Genomic DNA, 18,281 nt, shown 5'->3' with positions numbered 1-18,281 from the left:
TTGGTATACCACTCTCTGACCGAGGCCACGCATGCTCGTCCTGAACCGCCATCCTTCCGGCCGCCACTTTCTGCAGATTCCTGGCCCGAGCAATGTCCCAGACCGGGTCTTGCGCGCCATCGACCATCCCACCATCGATCACCGCGGCCCGGAATTCGGCGAGCTGGGCCGGGCGGTGCTGGCCGGGATGCAGGACATCTTCCAGACATCGGGGCCGGTCATCATCTATCCCGCCTCGGGCACGGGCGCCTGGGAAGCCGCCTTGGTCAATACGCTGTCGCCGGGCGACCGGGTGCTCATGGCCGAGACCGGGCATTTCGCCACGCTGTGGCGCCGGCTGGCCGCGCGCCTGGGCCTGGAGGTGCAGTTCCTGGAGGGCGATTGGCGCCATGGCGTGGACCCGGCCCGCATCGAGGCGGCCTTGCGCGCCGACCCGGGGATCGCCGCGGTTTGCGTGGTGCACAACGAGACGTCCACCGGCGTGACCAGCGACATCCCCGCCGTGCGCGCGGCCATCGACCGCGCCGGCCATGGCGCGCTGCTGATGGTCGACACGATTTCTTCGCTGGGCTCCATCGATTACCGCCACGAAGAGTGGCGCGTGGACGTCAGCGTGTCCGGATCGCAGAAAGGCCTGATGCTGCCGCCCGGGCTGTCTTTCAATGCCATCAGCGCGCGCGCGTTGGCGCGCGCCGAGCAGGCTCGACTGCCGCGCGCCTACTGGGACTGGCGCGACATGCTGGCGGTCAACGAGAAGGGCTATTTCCCCTACACCCCGGCCACCAATCTGCTCTACGGCCTGCACGAGGCCATCGCCATGCTCAAGGCCGAGGGCCTGCCGGCCGTGTTCGCGCGCCACCAGCGCCATGCCGAAGCCACGCGCGCGGCGGTGCGCGCCTGGGGCCTGGAGATCCTGTGCCAGGAGGCCAACGGCCATAGCCCGGTGCTGACCACGGTGATGATGCCCGAGGGCTATAGCGCCGATCGCCTGCGCGCCGTGGTGCTGGAACGCTTCGACATGTCGCTGGGCCAGGGCCTGGGCAAGCTGGCGGACAAGGTCTTCCGCATCGGCCACCTGGGCCATTTCAACGATTTGACGCTGTGCGGCACCCTGGCCGGCGTGGAGATGGGGCTGTCGCTGCTGGGCGTGCCGCATCGCGAGGGCGGCATGGCCGCCGTCATGCAGCGCCTGGCCCGTATCTGATTTTTTTCCGAGGACATCACATGAATGCACTGATGCAGGAGGCGATACAGTTCGCCCGCGACCACGAATCCACCTGGGACCGCAGCGTCAAGGGCAATTGGGGCGTACACCAGCAGGACCCCGCGCCCTATAACCGTTTGTTGGGACCGGTGCATGATCGCGGCCCCAACAGCGGCGTCGTGCGCGTGGACGGCAAGACCCTGATCGAATGGGGCGAACCGGAGCGCGCCGACCTGACTTTCAGCGTGGCCAAGCTCTATCTCGCCATCCTGGCGGGCGTGGCGCATGACCGGGGCCTGCTGCCCGATGTCGAAGAACCCGTGCGCAAGCGCGTGCCGGGCATCGGCTTCGACGCCGGCCAGAACGCCGAGATCACCTGGCGCCAGCTGCTGCAGCAGACCAGCGAATGGGAGGGCGAGCGCTTCGGCGTTCCGGACCAGGTCGACCGCTATCGCGCCGTGACCTTCGGCGTGCCGCCCAATGGCAAGAAGGGCGATGCGCGGCCCTTGCAGCGCCCCGGCACCTACTGGGAATACAACGATGTGCGCATCAACCAGCTCTCCTATGCCTTGCTGCACCTGTTCCGCCAGCCCTTGCCCGAGGTCTTCCGCGAAGCGGTGATGCGCCCCATCGGCGCGAGCGAAGACTGGCAGTGGGTGGGCTACGACAACGCCTGGGTCGAGATCGACGGCAAGCGCATGCCCTCCGTGCCGGGCGGCTCGCACTGGGGCGGCGGCATGTCCGTCAGCGCGCGCGACCAGGCCTTGATCGGGCAGATGCTGCTGGAAGAAGGCCGGGCCCAGGGCCGCCAGGTGCTTTCTCGCGAATGGATACAGGCCATGCGCCAGCCGGTCGATATCGCGCCCTACTATGGCTACCTGATCTGGCTGAACCACCAGCGCAAGATGTTCCCCAGCCTGCCGGAATCCAGCTTCTTCGGCGTCGGCGCGGGCAGTTCCTTCACCTGGGTCGAGCCCGAGCGGCGCATGGTGGTGATTGTGCGCTGGCTCGATTCGGCCCATGCCAACGAGCTGTTCGGCAAGATCCTCCAGGCCGTGGACGCGGGCTGACCTCAGCGCGCCGAGGCCTGGACGCAGCCTTCGGCGATGCGCCGGGCCAGGCCCTGCAGGACCTCGGCGTGGCGGGCTTCGGCGGCTTCGTCCAGGGCCTCGGTGGGCAGCGTGCGGGCCAGGCTGCCCAGCAGGCGGCCGCTGGGCGCGAGGATGGGCACGGCCACGCCGCTGATCAAGGGCGTGATAGTGCCGTGGCTGGTGGCGTAGCCGGTGCGGCGCACGGCGACCATGCTGCGCCGGAACTGCTCCCAGTTTTCGCCCAGGCCGGCGCGCGCGATGGGTTTGGGATTTTGCAGATAGGTCTGGCGTATCCGGTGCGCCGATAGCCATGGCAGCATGGCCAGAGAAGCCGCGCCCTGGAACAAGGGAAAGGGCAGGCCGCGCGCGCGCCGGATGGTGATGCGCTGTCCGCTGCATTCGAGCGCGTCGGGGCCGGCCTTCAGAATGCACAGGACCTTGTCTTCGTAGAGGTTGTGCAGCAGCAGCGCGGTGTTGCTTTGCCGCTCCTGCGGCAGCACGTTCAGGCCGGCCCGATAGAGCGGGTCGGTCAGGGCCATCAAGCGCTCCAGTTCGATGATGCGCGGCCCCAGGCTGTAGACGCCGGGCGCGGCCTGGGTGATCAGGCCGGCGCCGGCCAACTCGCGCAGATAGCGGTAGGCGGTCGAGCGCGTGTATGCCAGCGCTTGGGTGACGTATTCGACCGTCACGATGGGGTGGGCCAGGGTGAACAGATCGAGCACGGCGAAGGCGCGGCCCAGGCTGGTGCCGCTGTCCTGGACAGGAGCGGGAGCGTGTTTCACCGCATCAGCATAGCGCGCAGGAATGCCGTCCTGTGGCAAAAAAGAAAAAATCCCAGGATTTGGAATCTATGCTGTTTCTGAAATGGCGAGTTAATTTCCGCGACAGCCCATCTGTCCTGAGCGGAAATGACTCCAAAACCCCTGACCGGGCGCGTGCCGCCCGAAGCGATACGCCGCGCCGACCTGCCCAGGCTGGCGCCTGAATGGCTCGCGCGTTATGCCGCGCTGCAGGATCTTAGCGGCGCGGTATCCGACGCCATGGATGCGCTGGGGCTGCGCGGCGCGATCCCCGCGTCGGTGTTGGCTCCCACGCTGGGGCCGCGCCGCATGGTCGGCCAGGCCGTGACCGTGCGCAATGTCGAGCGCGCCGATGATCCCGGCGCGGCCGCGGCCGGCGGCCGCGGGCTGATGGGTGAACACGAGGCCTACAACCAGGCCGGGCCGGGCGATGTGGTGGTGATCGAGGGGCTGGCCGGCGTGTCCAACATGGGCGGCCAGTCGGCGGCCGTGGCCCATCGCGCCGGCTGCGCGGGCGCGGTCATCGATGGATCTTTCCGCGATCCGGACAGCAGCCGCGAGCGGGATTTTCCGATCTGGTCGCGCGGCGTGACGCCGATCACCGGCAAATGGCGGTTGCAGACCGTGGAGATCAACGGTCGGGTACGGATCGCCGGCGTGGCGGTGGATGCCGGCGATCTCGTGGTGGCCGATGAGGCCGGCGTGGTCTTCGTGCCTTTCGCGCAGGCGGGGCCGGTCTTGGAGCAGGCCGAGAAGATCGACGCCGGCGACAAGCGGCAGAAAGCCGATATTGCCGCCGGCATCAGCCTGGCCGCGCTGGCCGTCGCCAAATACAAATGATTTGAAACCAGGGAGTGCAGCATGATGGAAAGCCCCGTTCGGGTGGCCGCGCAGACGGCCGATATCCTCGGCGAAGTCCCCTTGTGGTGCGCGCGCACCCAGCGCCTGTGGTGGATCGACGTGCGCCGCCCGGCGCTGCAATGGTATGACCCGGCCACCGGCCGCCACGCCGCGCAGCGCCTGCATCCCGAGCTCATCACCGGCTCCATCGCCTTGCGCGAGCAGGGCGGCTTTCTGCTGGCCGCGCCAACCGGCTTGCATATCTTCGATCCGGCCGGCGGCCAGCCCGCGCGGCGCATCGCCGATCCTTTGCAGGGCGCGCCTGGCATGCGCCTGAATGACGGCAAGTGCGATCGGCGCGGCCGCTTCTGGGTGGGCAGCATGCACGACACCCGGCGCGAGCCGTTGGGCACGCTCTATCGCGTGGACCCGGATGGGCGCTGCACTGCCAGGCTGGACGGCTTCGTGCTGCCCAATGCGATCAGCTTCAGCCCGGACGACCGCAATATGTATTTCGCTGACACGCACAAGCAGATGATCTGGGTGTTCGATTACGACATCGACGCGGGCGAGATCTCCAACCGGCGCGTGTTCAAGGATTGGACGCAGCAGCAAGGCCGCCCTGACGGCGCCACCGTGGACGCCGAGGGTTTTGTATGGAACTGCATGGTGGCCACCGGCCAGTTGGTGCGCCTGGCGCCCGATGGCCGGGTGGACCGCGTCATCCAGCTGCCTGTCACCAATCCGACCTGCCCGGCCTTCGGCGGCGAGCGGCTCGACACCCTCTACATCACCAGCCATTCGCAGCGTTTTACGCCCGAACAGCAGGCCGCCGAGCCGCTGGCCGGCGCTTTGCTGGCCCTGGATGTGGGAGTGCGCGGCCTGCCCGAACCGCGTTTCGGCGGCTGATAACGGGCGTCAACAGAGCAATAGCGGGCCGGCGAGCCCGAGGAGACAAGCCGTGCGACTGACCTTCAAGCAAGCCGCGCTATGCGCGGGCCTGGCCGTGGCCGCCTGCGCCGCGCCCGCCCTGGCCGCCGATGTGGTCAAGATCATCGTGCCCTTTGCGCCCGGCGGCCCGGCCGACCAGATCGCGCGCATCGTGGCGCCCGGGCTGGGCAAGGCCTTGGGCAAGACCGCCGTGGTGGAGAATCGGGGCGGGGCGGGCGGCACCGTGGGCACCGCCTATGCCGCCAAGGCCGCGCCCGATGGCGCGACCCTGTTGTTGACGACCTCCAGCCTGGTGTTGAGCGCCGGGACCACGCCCAGGCTGCCGTATGACCCACGCAAGGACCTGGAGCCGGTCTATCTGCTGGGCGAGGTTCAGACCATGCTGGCGGTGCGTCCCGGCCTGGGCGTGAATTCGTTGCAGGACCTGGTCGCCAAGGCCAAGGGGGCGCACAAGCTCAACTATGGCTCGACCGGGGTGGGAGGCACCATGCATGTGGGCGCGGAATTATTCGCGCGCACGGCCCATGTCCCTCTGGTGCATATTCCCTACCGGGGCGCGGCGCCCGCGCTGATGGACCTCATCGCCGGCAATGTGGACCTGGTCAATGCCGATGTGCCGGTGCTCAAGCCCTATATCCAGGAAGGCCGCATCAAGGGACTGGTGATCTTCGATACCAGGCGCTCGCCGCTTTTGCCCGACATTCCCACCGCGCAAGAGGCCGGCATGCCCGAGCTGCAGATGAGCAATTGGTATGGCGTGATGGTGCCGCGCGGCATGGCGCCCGAGCGCAAGCAGGCTCTGGCGCGGGCCCTGGCCCAGACCGTCAGGCTGCCCGATGTGCAGGCCCGGCTGGCCGACGCCGGTTTCAGCCATCCGCAGGACACGGCGGCTTTCCAGGCCAGGCTGGCAAGCGATTTCGACCGCTGGGTGCCGTGGCTCAAGGCCGCCGGCATCCGCACTGAATAAGGCGCGGACGCCATGACGATAGGCATTCGGAGGGTGCTTTTGCAGATCGGGCCTCTGCCGCCCGGGCTGGAGCAGTTGTTGCGCGAGCGCTATGTCTTGCACCCTTATTGGCAGGAGCCCGACCGGGCGGCGTTTCTGCGCGCCAACGCCGGCCGCTATGCGGGGGCGGTCACCATGTCGCGTCATGGCTGTGCGGCGGACGTCATGCAAGCCGTGGCCGGCGGTGTGGCGGCCTGTTTCGGTGTGGGCCATGACGGCATCGACCTGGCCGCCGCCCGCCGTCACGGCGTGGCGGTGAGCACCACGCCCGATGTGCTCAATGCCTGCGTTGCCGATACGGCGCTGGCGTTGATGCTGTCGGTGGCCCGGCGCATCGTGGCCGCCGACCGCCATGTGCGCGAGGGCCGCTGGCTGTCGGGCGCCTTCGGTTTGGGCGCCCGCGTCAGCGGCAAGCGCCTGGGCATTCTGGGCCTGGGCCGCATCGGCATGGCGATCGCGCGCCGCGCCGAGGGTTTTGACATGTCCGTGCGCTATCACGGCCGCAAGCCGCGCGCCGGCGCGCCCTATGGTTTCGAGCCCGATCTGCGCGCGCTGGCGCGCGATTCGGATTTCCTGGTGGTCGCCTGCCAGGGCGGCGAAACCACGCGCCATCTGGTGGATGGGCCGGTGTTGCGGGCCCTGGGTCCGGACGGCTTTCTCATCAATATCGCGCGCGGCAGCGTTGTCGACGAGCCGGCCCTGGTCCAGGCCTTGCAGGAGGGCGCGATCGCGGGCGTCGGGCTGGACGTTTACGCGCAGGAGCCCCAGGTGCCGCAAGCCCTGATCGCCAGCGAGCGCGTCGTGCTGCTGCCGCATATCGCCGCGTCCACGCGCGAAACGCGCGCGGCCATGGAGGCCTTGGTGATGCGCAATCTGCAATCTTTCTTCGAGACCGGGCGCGTCGTCACGCCGCCGGTTTGAGGCCAGTCCGGATGATTTTCGAACAACGCACCTATACCGTCGCCCATGGCCGCATGGAGGATTATCTGGCGCGCTACGAACGCGATGCGCTGCCGCTGCAGCGCAAGCACCTGGGCCGGCTGCTGGGTTTTTTTGTCAGCGAGATCGGGCCCCTCAACCAGGTCGTGCATATCTGGGTCTATGACAGCCTGGCGGACCGCGAGGCCCGGCGCCAGGCCATGGACGCCGACCCGGCGTGGCAGACTTTCAAGCTCGGCAACCGGGGCACTTTCGTGGCGCAGGAGGTCAAGATCCTGACGCCGGCCCCGTTCTGCCCCATTTACCTATGATGGCCGGCATGACGCAGGATCTGGACCGCCTGACCCGCAATCCGCTCAAGGCGCTCCTGGCGGCGGGCGGCGTGGCGGTCTCGATGAGCGTGCGTATCATGCGCAGCCACGAAATCGGCCGCATCGCGGCCGCCGCCGGTTTCGATACGTTGTATGTGGATCTGGAGCACAGTGTCCTGTCGCTGGAAACCGCGGCTCTGGTCTGCCACGCGGCGCGCGAGGCTGGCGTGGTGCCGCTGGTGCGCCTGCCGGCCGCCGACGCGGCCTTGATCGGGCGCGTGCTGGATGGCGGCGCCATGGGCCTGATCCTGCCGCATCTGGAGGATGCGGCCTCCGCCCGCCGGGCCGTGGCCGCGGCCTGCTATCCGCCGCGGGGACGGCGTTCGATGGGCGCCGGCCAGCCGCTGCTGCACTATCGCGCCTTTCCGGCCGGCCAGGCCTGCGCGGCCCTGAACCGTTCGCTCTTTGTCGCCGTCATGGTCGAAAGCGCCGCGGGCCTGGCCCAGGCCGAGGCGCTGGCCGGCGTGGACGGCGTGGACATGCTGTTCGTCGGCGCGGGCGATCTTGGCGCGGAACTGGGCTGGGGCCCGGAAGATGATGAGGCCGTAGCGGCCGCCTTTGCCCAGGCGCTGGCCGCCGCGCGCCGGCATGGCAAGACGGTGGGGGCGGGCGGCCTGGCCCAGCGCCCGGCGCTGATGCGCCGGTTGGTGGGGATGGGCGTGCGTTTCCTGTCTACCGGAACGGATCTGGCCTTTTTGGCGGCGGGAGCGGCGCAGCAGGCGCGCATGGCCAGGGAGACGGCCGGCGCAGTCTAGCGCCGCCGCCGCGCGCTCAGTCCCGGGGCGCCGGACGGCTCAGCACCCAGGCCGCGCAGGCGGCCATGCCGGCGGCCACGCCGCAGGCCAGCGGCCAGCCGGGCCGGGCGCCCCACAGAAAGAGGGCATAGCCGGCCGCCATGCCCGCGGCGGCATAGGCCTTGCCCTTGCGGCTGATGGCGCCTTGCTCGCGCCACTGCCGCAGCGGCGTGCCGAATCTCGGATGATGCAATAGCCAGGCTTCCAGACTGGGCGAGGAGCGCGCGAAGCAGCCGGCTGCCAGGATCAGGAAGATGGTCGTGGGCATCACGGGCAAGAAGGCGCCGATAAAGCCCAGCGCCACCATGACCCATCCAAGGCAGGCCCAGGCATAGCGCTTCCATCCAGCGGCGGGTGATCCAGACAAACTCGTGCTCCCTATCTCCGCGCCGAGTGTAGAGCAGTCTGGGCTAAGATCTGGCGCGGAACCCCCGGAGCGCCTCATGCAGACCCAAGTCCTATTGGCCTATTGCGCCATTGCCGCCGTATCGGTTGTCAGTCCTGGCCCGGCCACGGTGCTGGCGATCCGCAATGCGCTGGGCGGCGGCATGCGCGGGGTCTTCTTCGGCGCCCTGGGCAATGCGGCCGGGCTGTTCTGCCTGTCGGCCGCTTCCATGCTGGGCCTGGGCGTGCTGCTGCGCACCTCGGCCGCGCTGTTCCTGGCGGTCAAGGTGCTCGGCGCCTGCTACTTGTTCTATCTGGGGTTCAAGCAGCTGCGCGGCCGCGCGTCCCTGGTGATCGCCGACAGCGGTCCGCTGCCGCGCCGCGCCAACGCTTCGTATTTCCGCGAGGCCGTCGGCCTGGCGCTGACCAATCCCAAGCCCATCCTGTTCTTCGCGGCGCTGTTTCCCCAGTTCGTGTCGGCCGGCGAACCGCTCATGCCGCAATTTCTGGTGCTCACCGGGATCTTCATGCTGATGTCGCTGTGTTCGCTGCATGCCTATGCGCTGATGGCGCGCCAGGCGCGCGCCGCCTTGACCCGGCCGCGCGTGGTGCGCTGGGTGGATCGCGTCATGGGCGGCATTTTCGTTTCCTTTGGCGCGGGCCTGCTGGCGCTCAAGCGCATCGCGCCCTGATGCCGGGCTCGACCTTGAGCGGTCTTTTCTCCTGGACGGCACGTCCGGCGTCTGGTCCCGAGGCCATGGCCACCTCCCGGACGGCGTGGATATGCCGCTTGCCCGGCCCGCATGCCCATGGAACAATCGCCCGCTATTGAATATCGGCGACAGATCCATGCCCGGGGATCGCAAGAGCGCCCCGCAGGGGGCTTGCCGCCTAGCTGATTGTCCGCCGCTCATGAAAATTTGACGGCTTTTCCTCTATGGTCTTGTGTTTTGCGCAAGCCCGCGTTCCGGGGTTCAGGTAGGTCATGTATTCACAGATATTGGTCTTCATCGTCTCGACCTTGGTTTTCCTGACGGTGTGCCGTCTCGCCCTGATGTTGTGGCAGCGCAAGCGCGTGGCCGAGGCGGGGCATCCGCTGCGCATCCTGGTGGGCGGCCTGCGCATCGATGCCCATCTCATCGGCATCATGGTGGCCCTGCCGCTGGCCCTGGCGCCCTGGCTGGGCGGCTGGCCGGGCGCCATCGCCGTCAACGGGGTCTGGCTGGTCTTCGCGTGGTCGGTCATCTGCCTGCTGGAGTTCTCCACGCCGCAATACGTCATCGAATACGACACCCGCCCCAACCAGCTCTACGTCATCTATCTGAAATACCCCAGGGAAGTCTTCTCGATGCTCTTCAAGGAGTACCGGCTGGCGCTGTTCCTGGGGGTGGCGGCCCTGCTGGCCATGGTGGCCCTGGGCTGGCGGCTGCTGGGCCAGGCCTGGCTCTTTCCCGAGCCGGCCATCGCATGGTGGCTGCGTCCCATCCTCACGCTGGCCGGCATCGCGGCCTGCGTGCTGGCCATACGCGGCACGCTCAAGCATCGCCCCATCAATCCCTCGACGGTCGCCTTCTGCGGCGACGGCCTGGTCAACGCGCTGGCCCTGAACTCGCTCTACAACGTGATGTTCTCGGTGTATTCGCTCAAGAACGAAGCCTCCGCCAGCCGCGCCTATGGCGACATGGACGACGCGCAGATCCAGGCGCTGGTGCGCGAGGCCTCGTGCATCGCGGACACGCCCTCGGATCCCGCCATCCCCACGCTGCACAGGCATCAGCCGCCCGAGCGCCCCAAGAAAAAACGCCATCTCGTGCTCATCGTCGAAGAAAGCCTGGGCGCGCAATTCGTCGGCCATCTGGGCGGCAGCGGCTGCACGCCCGAGCTGGACCGCCTGGCGCCGCTGGCCTGGACCTTCCGGCAGGCCTATGCCACGGGCACCCGATCGGTCCGCGGCCTGGAAGCGCTGTCGGCCGGCTTCCCGCCCTCGCTGTCGCAGGCGGCATTGCGGCTGCCGGGGGCGCAATCGCGCTTCTTCACCCTGGCGCAGCTGCTGGGCACGCAGGGCTACCGCAATTGCTTCGTCTATGGCGGCGAGGCCCATTTCGACAACATGAAGGCCTTCTTCCTGGGCAATGGCTTTACCGAGCTCTACGACCTGAAAACCTTCGACAAGCCGGCCTTTGTCGGCACCTGGGGCGCCAGCGACGAGGACATGTTCAACCGCGTCCATGCCGTGCTCGACCAGGCGGGCGATGAACCCTGCTTCATCCTGGCCTTCAGCGTCAGCAACCATTCGCCCTGGGAGTATCCGCAAGGCCGCATCACGCCCGTGGGCGATCCGGCCACGGTGGGCAATACGGTGCGCTACGCCGATTGGGCCATCGGGCAGTTCTTCGACCGCGCGCGCCAATCCGCCTATTGGGACGACACGGTATTCCTGGTGACGGCCGACCACGACGTGCGCGTGGGCGGCAAGCAGCGCATCCCGCTGCGCCATTTCCATATCCCGGCCCTCATCCTGGGCGGCCCGGTGCGTCCGCGCCTCGATGAGCGCGTGGTCAGCCAGATCGACTTCCCGGTGACGCTGCTGTCATTGCTGGGCATCGAGGGCGAGCATCCCATGATCGGCTTTGACCTCACCGACGAGCGCGCCGGCGGCCGCGCCTTGATGCAGTATGGCGATGTCTACGGCCTGCTGCAGGAACGCACCCTGACCATCTTGGAGCCCGGCAAGGCCGGCTCCCAGTATCTCTACCAGGGCGGCGACGACTACCAGCCCATCACCCCGCCGGACCCGGAGGCGGTCCGCAAGACCCTGGCCCATGCCTTGTGGCCGCAGCGGGTCTACCGCGACCAGGCCTACACCCTGCCGCATCTGCGCAAAAAGCGCTGAACGCGCCGTTGTTTCAGTGCGCCGAAGAATCCGGCGCGGGCGGGCGGCCGCGGCGTTTCGGCGCCGGCAGCGCGGCTTGCAGGCCTTCGGCCAGCAGCATGTCGGCGTCGGCCGCGTCGCTTTCATCATCGGCCGCGGTCGGCGGGCTGGCCGGCGGCAGGCTGCCGGCGGGGCCCAGCTGCGGCCGGATGAAATCCATGAAGGCGCGGGTCTTGGCCGGCAGGATCTGCTGCGGGAAATGCCCGTAGATCGAGATCGGCTGCACCTGCCAGTTCGGCAGCACGCGCCTGAGCGAATGCCGCTCGATGATGGGGTCGAGCGCCTGGCAGAAGGGCAGGCGGGCGATGCCCAGGCCTAGGCCGGACAGCGTGCCCATGACGCTGATGTTGTTGCCGGCGAGATGGCCGCTGATCTCGACCCGCTCGGTGTGCTTGCCGTTGGTGAGGATCCAGAAAGAATGCGCTTCGTCGATGGCGGTGCGCAGGCACTGGTGATCGACCAGGTCGGCCGGCGTGCGCGGCTCGCCATGCTGGGCCAGATATTCGTCCGAGGCGTAGAGATAATTCTCCAGCCGGATGATCTCATCGACCACGGCGGCGTTGTCGTCATGGAAATCGCTGCCCAGGCGTCCGAAGCGCAGCATGATGTCGAAGGGCTCGCCCTGCGAATCAGCGGTCGATTTCATGTTGAGGTCGAACTCGCATTCCAGGTCGGGATAGGCGTCCATGAAGGCGCGCAGCGAGGTCGGCAGCAGCCAGATCGCGAGACTGTAGGGCATGGAGATGCTCAAGCGCCCCTTGGGTTTGCTGGACAGCGACAGCAGCTGCTCCTGCGCCAGGCGGGCTTCGTCGATCAGGCCCTGGCAGCGGCGCAGATAGATAGAGCCCGCGTCGGTGAGCTCCAGCCGCCGGGTATTGCGGTTGATCAGGCGCAGCCCGATGGCGCGCTCCAGCTGGCCGATGCGCCGCGACAGGGTCGAGGTCGGCATGTGCAGGGCCCTGGCCGCCAGGCTGAAGCTCTTGCGCTTGGCGACCTCGACGAACAGGGCGATGTCGTTGAGCTGGACGGTGTTCGGTTCCATGGAGTGGGCGCTTGCAGAGGTCCGCGACGGCAAAGTGTACCCCGCGGAGGCCGCGCGCAGCCGTTGCACGCTGATATATTCGATTTCAATTATGGGTTTTTTGGCACGAATTTAGGGTTTTTCTCTCCTAAACTGCGGCGTTGATGACTATTGCAGGCGGAGCGCGGCATAGTTTGGCGACAGGCCAGAACGCATGAATAAACCTAATTACCGATTTACGGTGCTCACGCCGACCTATAACAGGGCGGCCACGCTGCATCGTGTTTACCAGTCCCTGGCGGGGCAGACCTTCCGCGATTTCGAATGGCTGGTCGTCGACGACGGCTCGACCGACAACACCCACCAGATCATCGGCGAATGGCAGGCGCGCGCCGCCTTTCCCATCCGCTACGTCTGGCAGAAAAACCAGCACAAGAAAACCGCTTTCAATCGCGGCGTGCGCGAGGCGCGCGGCGAACTCATCGTGGCCCTGGACAGCGACGACGAAATGACCCCGGACGCCCTGGCGATACTCGACGAGGCCTGGCGCGGCATTCCCGAGGCCGAGCGCGACGGCTTTGTCGCCGTGACCGGCCTATGCGCGCGTCCCGACGGCAGCATCGTGGGCGACCGTTTCCCCGCGGACGTCTTCGACAGCAATGCCGTGGACATGTATTTCCGCGAAAAAGTCCGGGGCGAGAAATTCGGCTGCATGCGCGGCGATGTGCTCAGGCGCTTCCCGTTCCCGGAAGACGTGCCGGGTTTCGTGCCCGAAAGCTTGGTGTGGTGGGAGATCGCGCGGCGGGGCTACCGCAGCCGCTTCATCAACCGCGTGGTCCGCATCTACCATGATTCGTCCGATGGCTTGAGCCAGAGCGCGGTATCGCTGCGCGGCAATGCCCAGGGCCTGTACCTGCTGGCCTGGGACATGCTGCAGCATCACACGGGGATGTTCCGCTTCCGGCCCAAGGGTTTCTTGATGGCGGCGGCGCGTTACACACGTTTCCGGCTGCTGCTGGCCCATTCGGGCCGGGAAACGGCGGTCGGCAGCCACCGCCTGACCCAGCCCCTGGGCCGCCTGCTGACCTGGCTCATGTGGCCGCTGGGCTATCTGCTGTATCTGCGGGACCGGCGCCGCGGCCTGTTGTAGCGGCCTGGCCCAGGCCCAGGTAGACCTCGATGACGCGCGGGTCCCGCGCAATCTCGGCGGCCGGCCCCTGGACCGTCACGCGGCCCATTTCCAGGACATAGGCATAGTCGGCCACCTGCAGCGCGGCGCGCGCGTTCTGCTCGATAAGCAGGATGGACACGCCCCGGCGGCGCAGTTCCGACACGATGCGGAAGACTTCGCGCACGATGCGCGGCGCCAGGCCCAGGCTGGGCTCGTCGAGCATCAGCAGTCTGGGCTTGGCCATCAGGGCGCGGCCCACCGCCAGCATCTGGCGCTCGCCGCCCGACAGCGTGCCGGCCAGCTGGGCGCGGCGTTCGCGCAGCCTGGGGAAGAGTTCATACACTTCGTCCATGGTCTGGCCATGGTCGCGCAGGCCCAGCCGGTAGCGATGAAAGGCGCCAAGCATCAGGTTGTCCTCGACGCTCATCTCGGCGAAAAGCTCGCGCTTCTCGGGCACGAGGTTCAGGCCGGCGGCGACCATTTCCTCGACTTCGGCGTGCACGCAGGGCTGGCCGGCAAAGCGGATGCCGCCCTGGGAAGGCAGGACCCCCATGATGGCCGACAGCAGGGTGGTCTTGCCCGCGCCATTGGGCCCGATCACGGTCACGATCTGTCCTTGGCCGACGGCGAGGTCCACGCCGCATACGGCCTCGATCTTGTCGTAGGCCACGCGCAGCCCGTCGACTTCCAGCAGCATCTGGCTCATGCTTCGTCCACCCCGCCCAGATAGGCTTCCAGCACGGCCGGGTGCTGCTGCACCTCGGCCGGCAGGCCTTCGGCGATCTTCTGGCCGAAGTCCATGACCACGACCCGGTCCACCAGGCCCATTACGAATTCCATGTCGTGCTCCACCAGCAGGATGGCCATGCCCTCGGCGCGCAGGCGTTCGAGCAGGTCGGCAAGCACCCGCTTTTCCTGGTAGCGCAGGCCGGCGGCCGGTTCGTCCAGCAGCAGCAGGCAAGGGTCGGCGGCCAGGGCGCGGGCGATCTCCAGGATGCGCTGCTGGCCCAGGGCGAGCGAGCCGGCCTCATCCCAGCCGTGCGCGCCCAGCCCCACCCGGTCAAGCTGGCGGGCGGCCTCGGCCAGCAGACGGGCCTCTTCGGCGCGGTCCAGGCGCCAGGCCGAGCGCAGCACGCCGGCATGGCCGCGCAAGTGCGCGCCGATGGCCACGTTCTCCAGCGCGCTCATGCGTTTTTGCAGGCGCACATGCTGGAAGGTGCGCGACAGGCCCAGCCGGGCGATGGCCCGCGCGCCGGCGCCGGCCACCTCGCGGCCCCGGAACACCACGCTGCCCGAGGTGGGCGTGTCCACGCCGGAAATCTGGTTGAACATGGTGCTCTTGCCCGCCCCGTTCGGACCGATGAGGGCGAGAATCTCTCCGGCGCGGATCTCCAGGTCCATGTTGTTGTTGGCGACCAGGCCGCCGAATTTGCGCGTGATGCCAGTGGCCTTGAGCACCACCTCGCCGCGCGGCGGCATGGACCGGCGCGGCAGGGCTTCGGCGCGCGGGTCGATCTGGCGCTCGGTCTTGCGCAGCGGCACCCGCCGCGCCAGCGCCGGCCAGATTCCGCCGCGCCAGCGGTGCAGCAACAGCACCATGCCGAAGCCGAACACGATGACCTCGAAATTGCCGGTCTGGTCCAGCAGCCGGGGCAGCAGGTCCTGCAGCCATTGCTTGAGCACGGTGAAGACCCCTGCGCCCACCAGCGCGCCCCAGACCTGCCCCGCGCCGCCGATCACCGTCATGAAGAGGTATTCGATGCCCATCTGCAGCCCGAAGGGATGCGGATTGACGAAGCGCTGCATATGCGCATAAAGCCAGCCCGAGGCGCAGGCCTGCAGCGCCGCGATGACGAAAATCACCATGCGCGAGCGGGCCGTGTCCACGCCCATGGATTCGGCCATCACGCGACCGCCCTTGAGCGCGCGGATGGCGCGCCCTTCGCGCGAGTCCAGCAGGTTGCGGGTCGACCACAAGCCCAGCAGGGTGAAGCACCATATCAGGTAGTAGATGGTGTCGCCCTGGGTCAGCGCCTTGCCGAACAGCGAGATCGGCGGCACCTCCGTGATGCCGCTATGACCGCCCAGCCCCTCCACCGAGCCGAAGACAAAGTACAGGCTCAGGCCCCAGGCAATGGTGCCCAGCGGCAGGAAGTGCCCCGAGAGCCTGAGGGTCAGCGCGCCCAGCAGATAGGCCACCACCAGGGTGAGGGCCAGCCCGGCGGGCAGCGTCAGCCAGGGCGAGCTGCCCAGCCAGGCCAGCCAGGCCGGCAGCACGTCGGCGCGCGTGGTCAGGATGGCTGTCGTATAGGCGCCCAGCCCGACGAAGGCGGCCTGGCCGAAGCTGGTGAGCCCGCCCACGCCGGTCAGCAGCACCAGACCCAGCGCGACCAGGGCATACAGGCCGATATAGTTCAGCAGCGTGATGTAGAAGGGAGGCAGCACCAGCGGCCCGATGGCCAGCAGCGCCAGGAAGGCGATGAGGAGATGGCGCGGCGTCATGCCTCGTCCTCCTCTTCTTCGACCGTGTGGCTCTTGAGCGAGCGCCATAGCAGCACCGGGATGATCAGGGTGAAGACGATGATTTCTTTGTAGGCGCTGGCCCAGAAGGCGGAGAAGGCTTCGATCAGGCCGACCAGCAGCGCGCCGGCGGCGGCCAGCGGGTAGCTCACCAGGCCGCCGATGATGGCGCCGACGAAGCCCTTGAGGCTGACCAGGAAGCCTGAATCGAAGTACAGCGTGGTGATGGGAGCGATCAGGATGCCCGATACCGTGCCGATCAGGGCGGCGACAAAGAAGGTGATCTTGCCCGCGAACACCGGCGAGATCCCCATCAAGCGGGCGCCGAGGCGGTTGAAGGCCGCCGCCCGCAAGGCCTTGCCGTACATGCTGCGCTCGAAGAACAGATACAGCGCCACGATCAGCACGGCGGAGGCGGCCACCACCCAGATCGCCTGGCCGTTGATATTGACCGGCCCCAGCGCGAAGCTGGCGTCGATGAAGGGCCGGGTGCGCGCGCCCTCGGCGCCGAAAGCCAGCAGTCCCAGGCCGACCAGGGCCAGGTGCACCGCGATGGAGACGATGAGCAGCACCAGCGTCGACGCCGAGGCGATGGGCTGGTAGAACAGACGGTAGAGCTGCGGGCCCAGCGGCACGAGCAGGGCCAGCGTCAACAGCGCCTGCGCGCCGGCCGGCAGGGCCGCCAGCGGCAGGGTATAGAACAGCGCCGCCACGGCCAGCGGATAGACCGCCTTGGCGGCCAGCCGCCACTGCCAGAACAGGCGGCCCCGGCGCCGGTATTGCGCGCGCAGATCGACCGCGGCTTCGATCAGGGCGAAGGCCACGACCAGCCATACCAGGGCGACGGGCTTGCCGTCCTGGATGGCGGCCATCGTCAGGGCGCCGAAGGCCACGAACTCGCCTTGAGGAATGAAAAGCACCCGCGTGACGGCGAAGACCAGCAGGATGGCCAGGGCCAGCAGCGCGTAGATCGCGCCGTTGGTGATGCCATCCTGCCCGAGGATCAGGGCGATCTGTGCGTTCATGCGTTTACTTCACCAGCGTCCAGGTGCCGTCCTTGACGGTGATGAGTTCGCGGCCGCGCTCGTCAAAGCCGCTGTGGTCGGCCGGGCTCATGTTGTAGACGCCCTGGGTGCCGACCAGCTCCTTGGTGCGTTCCAGCGCGTCGCGCAGCGCCGAGCGGAACTCCGGCGTGCCCGGCTTGCCCGCCTTGGCGGCTTCAGGGATGGCCTGTTGCAGCAGCAATCCGGCGTCAAACACATTGGCGCCGAAAGTGGCGGGCTTGGAGCCGTTGAGCTTTTCGTAGGCGGCGATATAGTCGCTGGCGACTTTCTTGGACGGATTGCTGTCCGCGATTTCGGGCAGCACCAGCATCAGGCTGGCGGCCAGGATGGTGCCCTCGACCTTTTTGCCGCCCAGTTTCAGGAAGTCGGGCAGGGCCGCGCCGTGCGTCTGGTAGAACTTGCCCTTGTAGCCCTGGTCGAAGAGCGTGGCCTGCGGCAGCACGCTGGCCGCGCCCGGGGCGGCGATCAGCACGGCTTCCGGCTTGGCCGCCAGGATCTTCAGCGCCTGGCCGGTGACCGAGGTGTCAAAGCGCACATAGCGCTCGTTGGCCGTGATCTTGATGCCTTTTTCGGCGGCCATGGCCGAGAAGACCTTGTACCAGTTCTCGCCATAGGGATCGTTCAGGCCGATGAAGCCCACGGTCTTGATGCCGCTCTTGGCCATGTGGTCGACCAGGGCGCGGGCGATGATGTCATCGTTCTGCGTGGTCTTGAACACCCATTTCTTCTGGTCGTTCATGGGCAGCACCACGGCGGCCGTGCCGACCGGCGCCAGCATGGGCACCCCGGCCTCGGCGGCGAACTGCAGCACGCCCATGGCATTGGGCGAGCCCGAGGGGCCGATGAGCGCGTCCACTTTCTGTTCCGTGATCAGGCGCTTGAAGGCCGTGACCGATGCGGTGGTGTCGCTGGCGTCGTCCAGCGAGATGTATTCCACGCTCAGGCCGCCGATCTCCTTGGGCAGCAGCGGGATGGAGTTCTTCTGGGGGATGCCGACCAAGGCCGTCGGCCCGGTCGAGGAGGTGACCACGCCGACCTTGACCTGGGCCAGGGCCGGCATGGCGAGCAGCGTGGCGAGCGCCGCGGCCGCGAGAGAGAGTTTGTTCGACAACATGGCAATTCCTCCGTATAGGGCGGGAGACGGTAATGCTGTGAAAATTCGGCGCTCGCGCTGGCCGCCGTGCTGGGGTGAT

General features: G+C 67.8%; 18 protein-coding genes. 11 read left to right on the top strand and 7 right to left on the bottom strand.

What is annotated here, in order from left to right:
• Positions 1-31 precede the first annotated feature (31 nt).
• Both L540_RS11155 and L540_RS11150 read left to right on the top strand, forming a co-directional pair.
• Positions 32-1,204, top strand: coding sequence for a pyridoxal-phosphate-dependent aminotransferase family protein (locus L540_RS11155; RefSeq protein WP_043213271.1), 1,173 nt, complete (start codon positions 32-34; stop codon positions 1,202-1,204).
• Between the two features lie 20 nt (positions 1,205-1,224).
• Entirely contained in the window at positions 1,225-2,274 is a 1,050-nt protein-coding gene (locus L540_RS11150; RefSeq protein WP_043213273.1) for a serine hydrolase domain-containing protein, read from the top strand.
• Positions 2,275-2,276: 2 nt separating this feature from the next.
• Here the strand turns inward: L540_RS11150 and L540_RS11145 are convergent, their stop codons facing one another.
• Positions 2,277-3,077: an IclR family transcriptional regulator gene (locus tag L540_RS11145; RefSeq protein WP_043213274.1), complete on the bottom strand. Its 801-nt coding sequence runs from the start codon at positions 3,075-3,077 to the stop codon at positions 2,277-2,279.
• Between the two features lie 126 nt (positions 3,078-3,203).
• Here L540_RS11145 and L540_RS11140 point away from each other — a divergent pair, with 126 nt between their 5' ends.
• Genes L540_RS11140 through L540_RS11115 form a run of 6 tightly spaced genes read left to right on the top strand, consistent with a single transcriptional unit; the run spans position 3,204 to position 7,957 of the window.
• The gene (locus L540_RS11140; RefSeq protein WP_043213276.1) at positions 3,204-3,935 is read left to right on the top strand and encodes an RraA family protein; all 732 of its coding nucleotides are present in this window, start codon (positions 3,204-3,206) and stop codon (positions 3,933-3,935) included.
• Between the two features lie 21 nt (positions 3,936-3,956).
• The gene (locus tag L540_RS11135) at positions 3,957-4,844 is read left to right on the top strand and encodes an SMP-30/gluconolactonase/LRE family protein (protein ID WP_231584775.1); all 888 of its coding nucleotides are present in this window, start codon (positions 3,957-3,959) and stop codon (positions 4,842-4,844) included.
• 52 nt (positions 4,845-4,896) lie between these two features.
• Positions 4,897-5,853, top strand: a complete 957-nt coding sequence (locus tag L540_RS11130) for a Bug family tripartite tricarboxylate transporter substrate binding protein (RefSeq protein ID WP_053073193.1) — start codon at positions 4,897-4,899, stop codon at positions 5,851-5,853.
• A gap of 12 nt (positions 5,854-5,865) precedes the next feature.
• Complete coding sequence (locus L540_RS11125) at positions 5,866-6,813, top strand: 2-hydroxyacid dehydrogenase (RefSeq protein ID WP_109842489.1); 948 nt, start codon at positions 5,866-5,868, stop codon at positions 6,811-6,813.
• Between the two features lie 11 nt (positions 6,814-6,824).
• A complete protein-coding gene (locus tag L540_RS11120) occupies positions 6,825-7,142 on the top strand; it encodes an NIPSNAP family protein (protein WP_043213278.1) in 318 nt (105 codons plus the stop codon).
• Positions 7,143-7,150: 8 nt separating this feature from the next.
• Positions 7,151-7,957 carry an HpcH/HpaI aldolase family protein gene (locus L540_RS11115; RefSeq protein WP_043213732.1) on the top strand — a complete coding sequence of 269 codons (807 nt, stop codon included), beginning with the start codon at positions 7,151-7,153 and terminating at the stop codon, positions 7,955-7,957.
• A 16-nt stretch (positions 7,958-7,973) separates the two neighbouring features.
• Here the strand turns inward: L540_RS11115 and L540_RS11110 are convergent, their stop codons facing one another.
• Positions 7,974-8,363 (bottom strand): YbaN family protein, encoded by a 390-nt coding sequence (locus L540_RS11110; protein ID WP_268902902.1) that lies wholly within the window; start codon positions 8,361-8,363, stop codon positions 7,974-7,976.
• A gap of 76 nt (positions 8,364-8,439) precedes the next feature.
• On the opposite strand from L540_RS11110, the gene L540_RS11105 reads away from it, so the two are divergent.
• Together L540_RS11105 and L540_RS11100 are read left to right on the top strand one after the other, a co-directional pair.
• The gene (locus tag L540_RS11105) at positions 8,440-9,072 is read left to right on the top strand and encodes a LysE family translocator (RefSeq protein WP_043213282.1); all 633 of its coding nucleotides are present in this window, start codon (positions 8,440-8,442) and stop codon (positions 9,070-9,072) included.
• Between the two features lie 293 nt (positions 9,073-9,365).
• Positions 9,366-11,273 carry an LTA synthase family protein gene (locus L540_RS11100; protein ID WP_043213284.1) on the top strand — a complete coding sequence of 636 codons (1,908 nt, stop codon included), beginning with the start codon at positions 9,366-9,368 and terminating at the stop codon, positions 11,271-11,273.
• A gap of 13 nt (positions 11,274-11,286) precedes the next feature.
• Here L540_RS11100 and L540_RS11095 read toward each other — a convergent pair whose 3' ends face one another.
• Entirely contained in the window at positions 11,287-12,354 is a 1,068-nt protein-coding gene (locus tag L540_RS11095; RefSeq protein ID WP_082149604.1) for a LysR family transcriptional regulator, read from the bottom strand.
• A 193-nt stretch (positions 12,355-12,547) separates the two neighbouring features.
• Here L540_RS11095 and L540_RS11090 point away from each other — a divergent pair, with 193 nt between their 5' ends.
• Positions 12,548-13,483, top strand: a complete 936-nt coding sequence (locus L540_RS11090; RefSeq protein WP_043213288.1) for a glycosyltransferase family 2 protein — start codon at positions 12,548-12,550, stop codon at positions 13,481-13,483.
• Here L540_RS11090 and L540_RS11085 read toward each other — a convergent pair.
• The 4 genes from L540_RS11085 to L540_RS11070 are packed head-to-tail and all read right to left on the bottom strand — an operon-like array spanning position 13,425 to position 18,202.
• A complete protein-coding gene (locus L540_RS11085; RefSeq protein WP_048026286.1) occupies positions 13,425-14,210 on the bottom strand; it encodes an ABC transporter ATP-binding protein in 786 nt (261 codons plus the stop codon). The genes L540_RS11090 and L540_RS11085 overlap by 59 nt on opposite strands.
• Positions 14,207-16,006, bottom strand: a complete 1,800-nt coding sequence (locus tag L540_RS11080; RefSeq protein WP_043213289.1) for a branched-chain amino acid ABC transporter ATP-binding protein/permease — start codon at positions 16,004-16,006, stop codon at positions 14,207-14,209. The genes L540_RS11085 and L540_RS11080 overlap by 4 nt, the downstream gene beginning before the upstream one ends.
• Positions 16,003-17,049: a branched-chain amino acid ABC transporter permease gene (locus L540_RS11075; protein WP_043213290.1), complete on the bottom strand. Its 1,047-nt coding sequence runs from the start codon at positions 17,047-17,049 to the stop codon at positions 16,003-16,005. Before L540_RS11075 ends, L540_RS11080 begins: the two co-directional genes overlap by 4 nt.
• A gap of 4 nt (positions 17,050-17,053) precedes the next feature.
• Positions 17,054-18,202 carry an ABC transporter substrate-binding protein gene (locus L540_RS11070; protein ID WP_043213292.1) on the bottom strand — a complete coding sequence of 383 codons (1,149 nt, stop codon included), beginning with the start codon at positions 18,200-18,202 and terminating at the stop codon, positions 17,054-17,056.
• Between the last annotated feature and the right edge of the window lie 79 nt (positions 18,203-18,281).

The sequence above is a fragment of the Bordetella pseudohinzii genome (assembly GCF_000657795.2).
Taxonomy (GTDB): Bacteria; Pseudomonadota; Gammaproteobacteria; order Burkholderiales; family Burkholderiaceae_B; genus Bordetella; species Bordetella pseudohinzii.
This window is presented reverse-complemented; position numbering and strand designations above follow the sequence as displayed.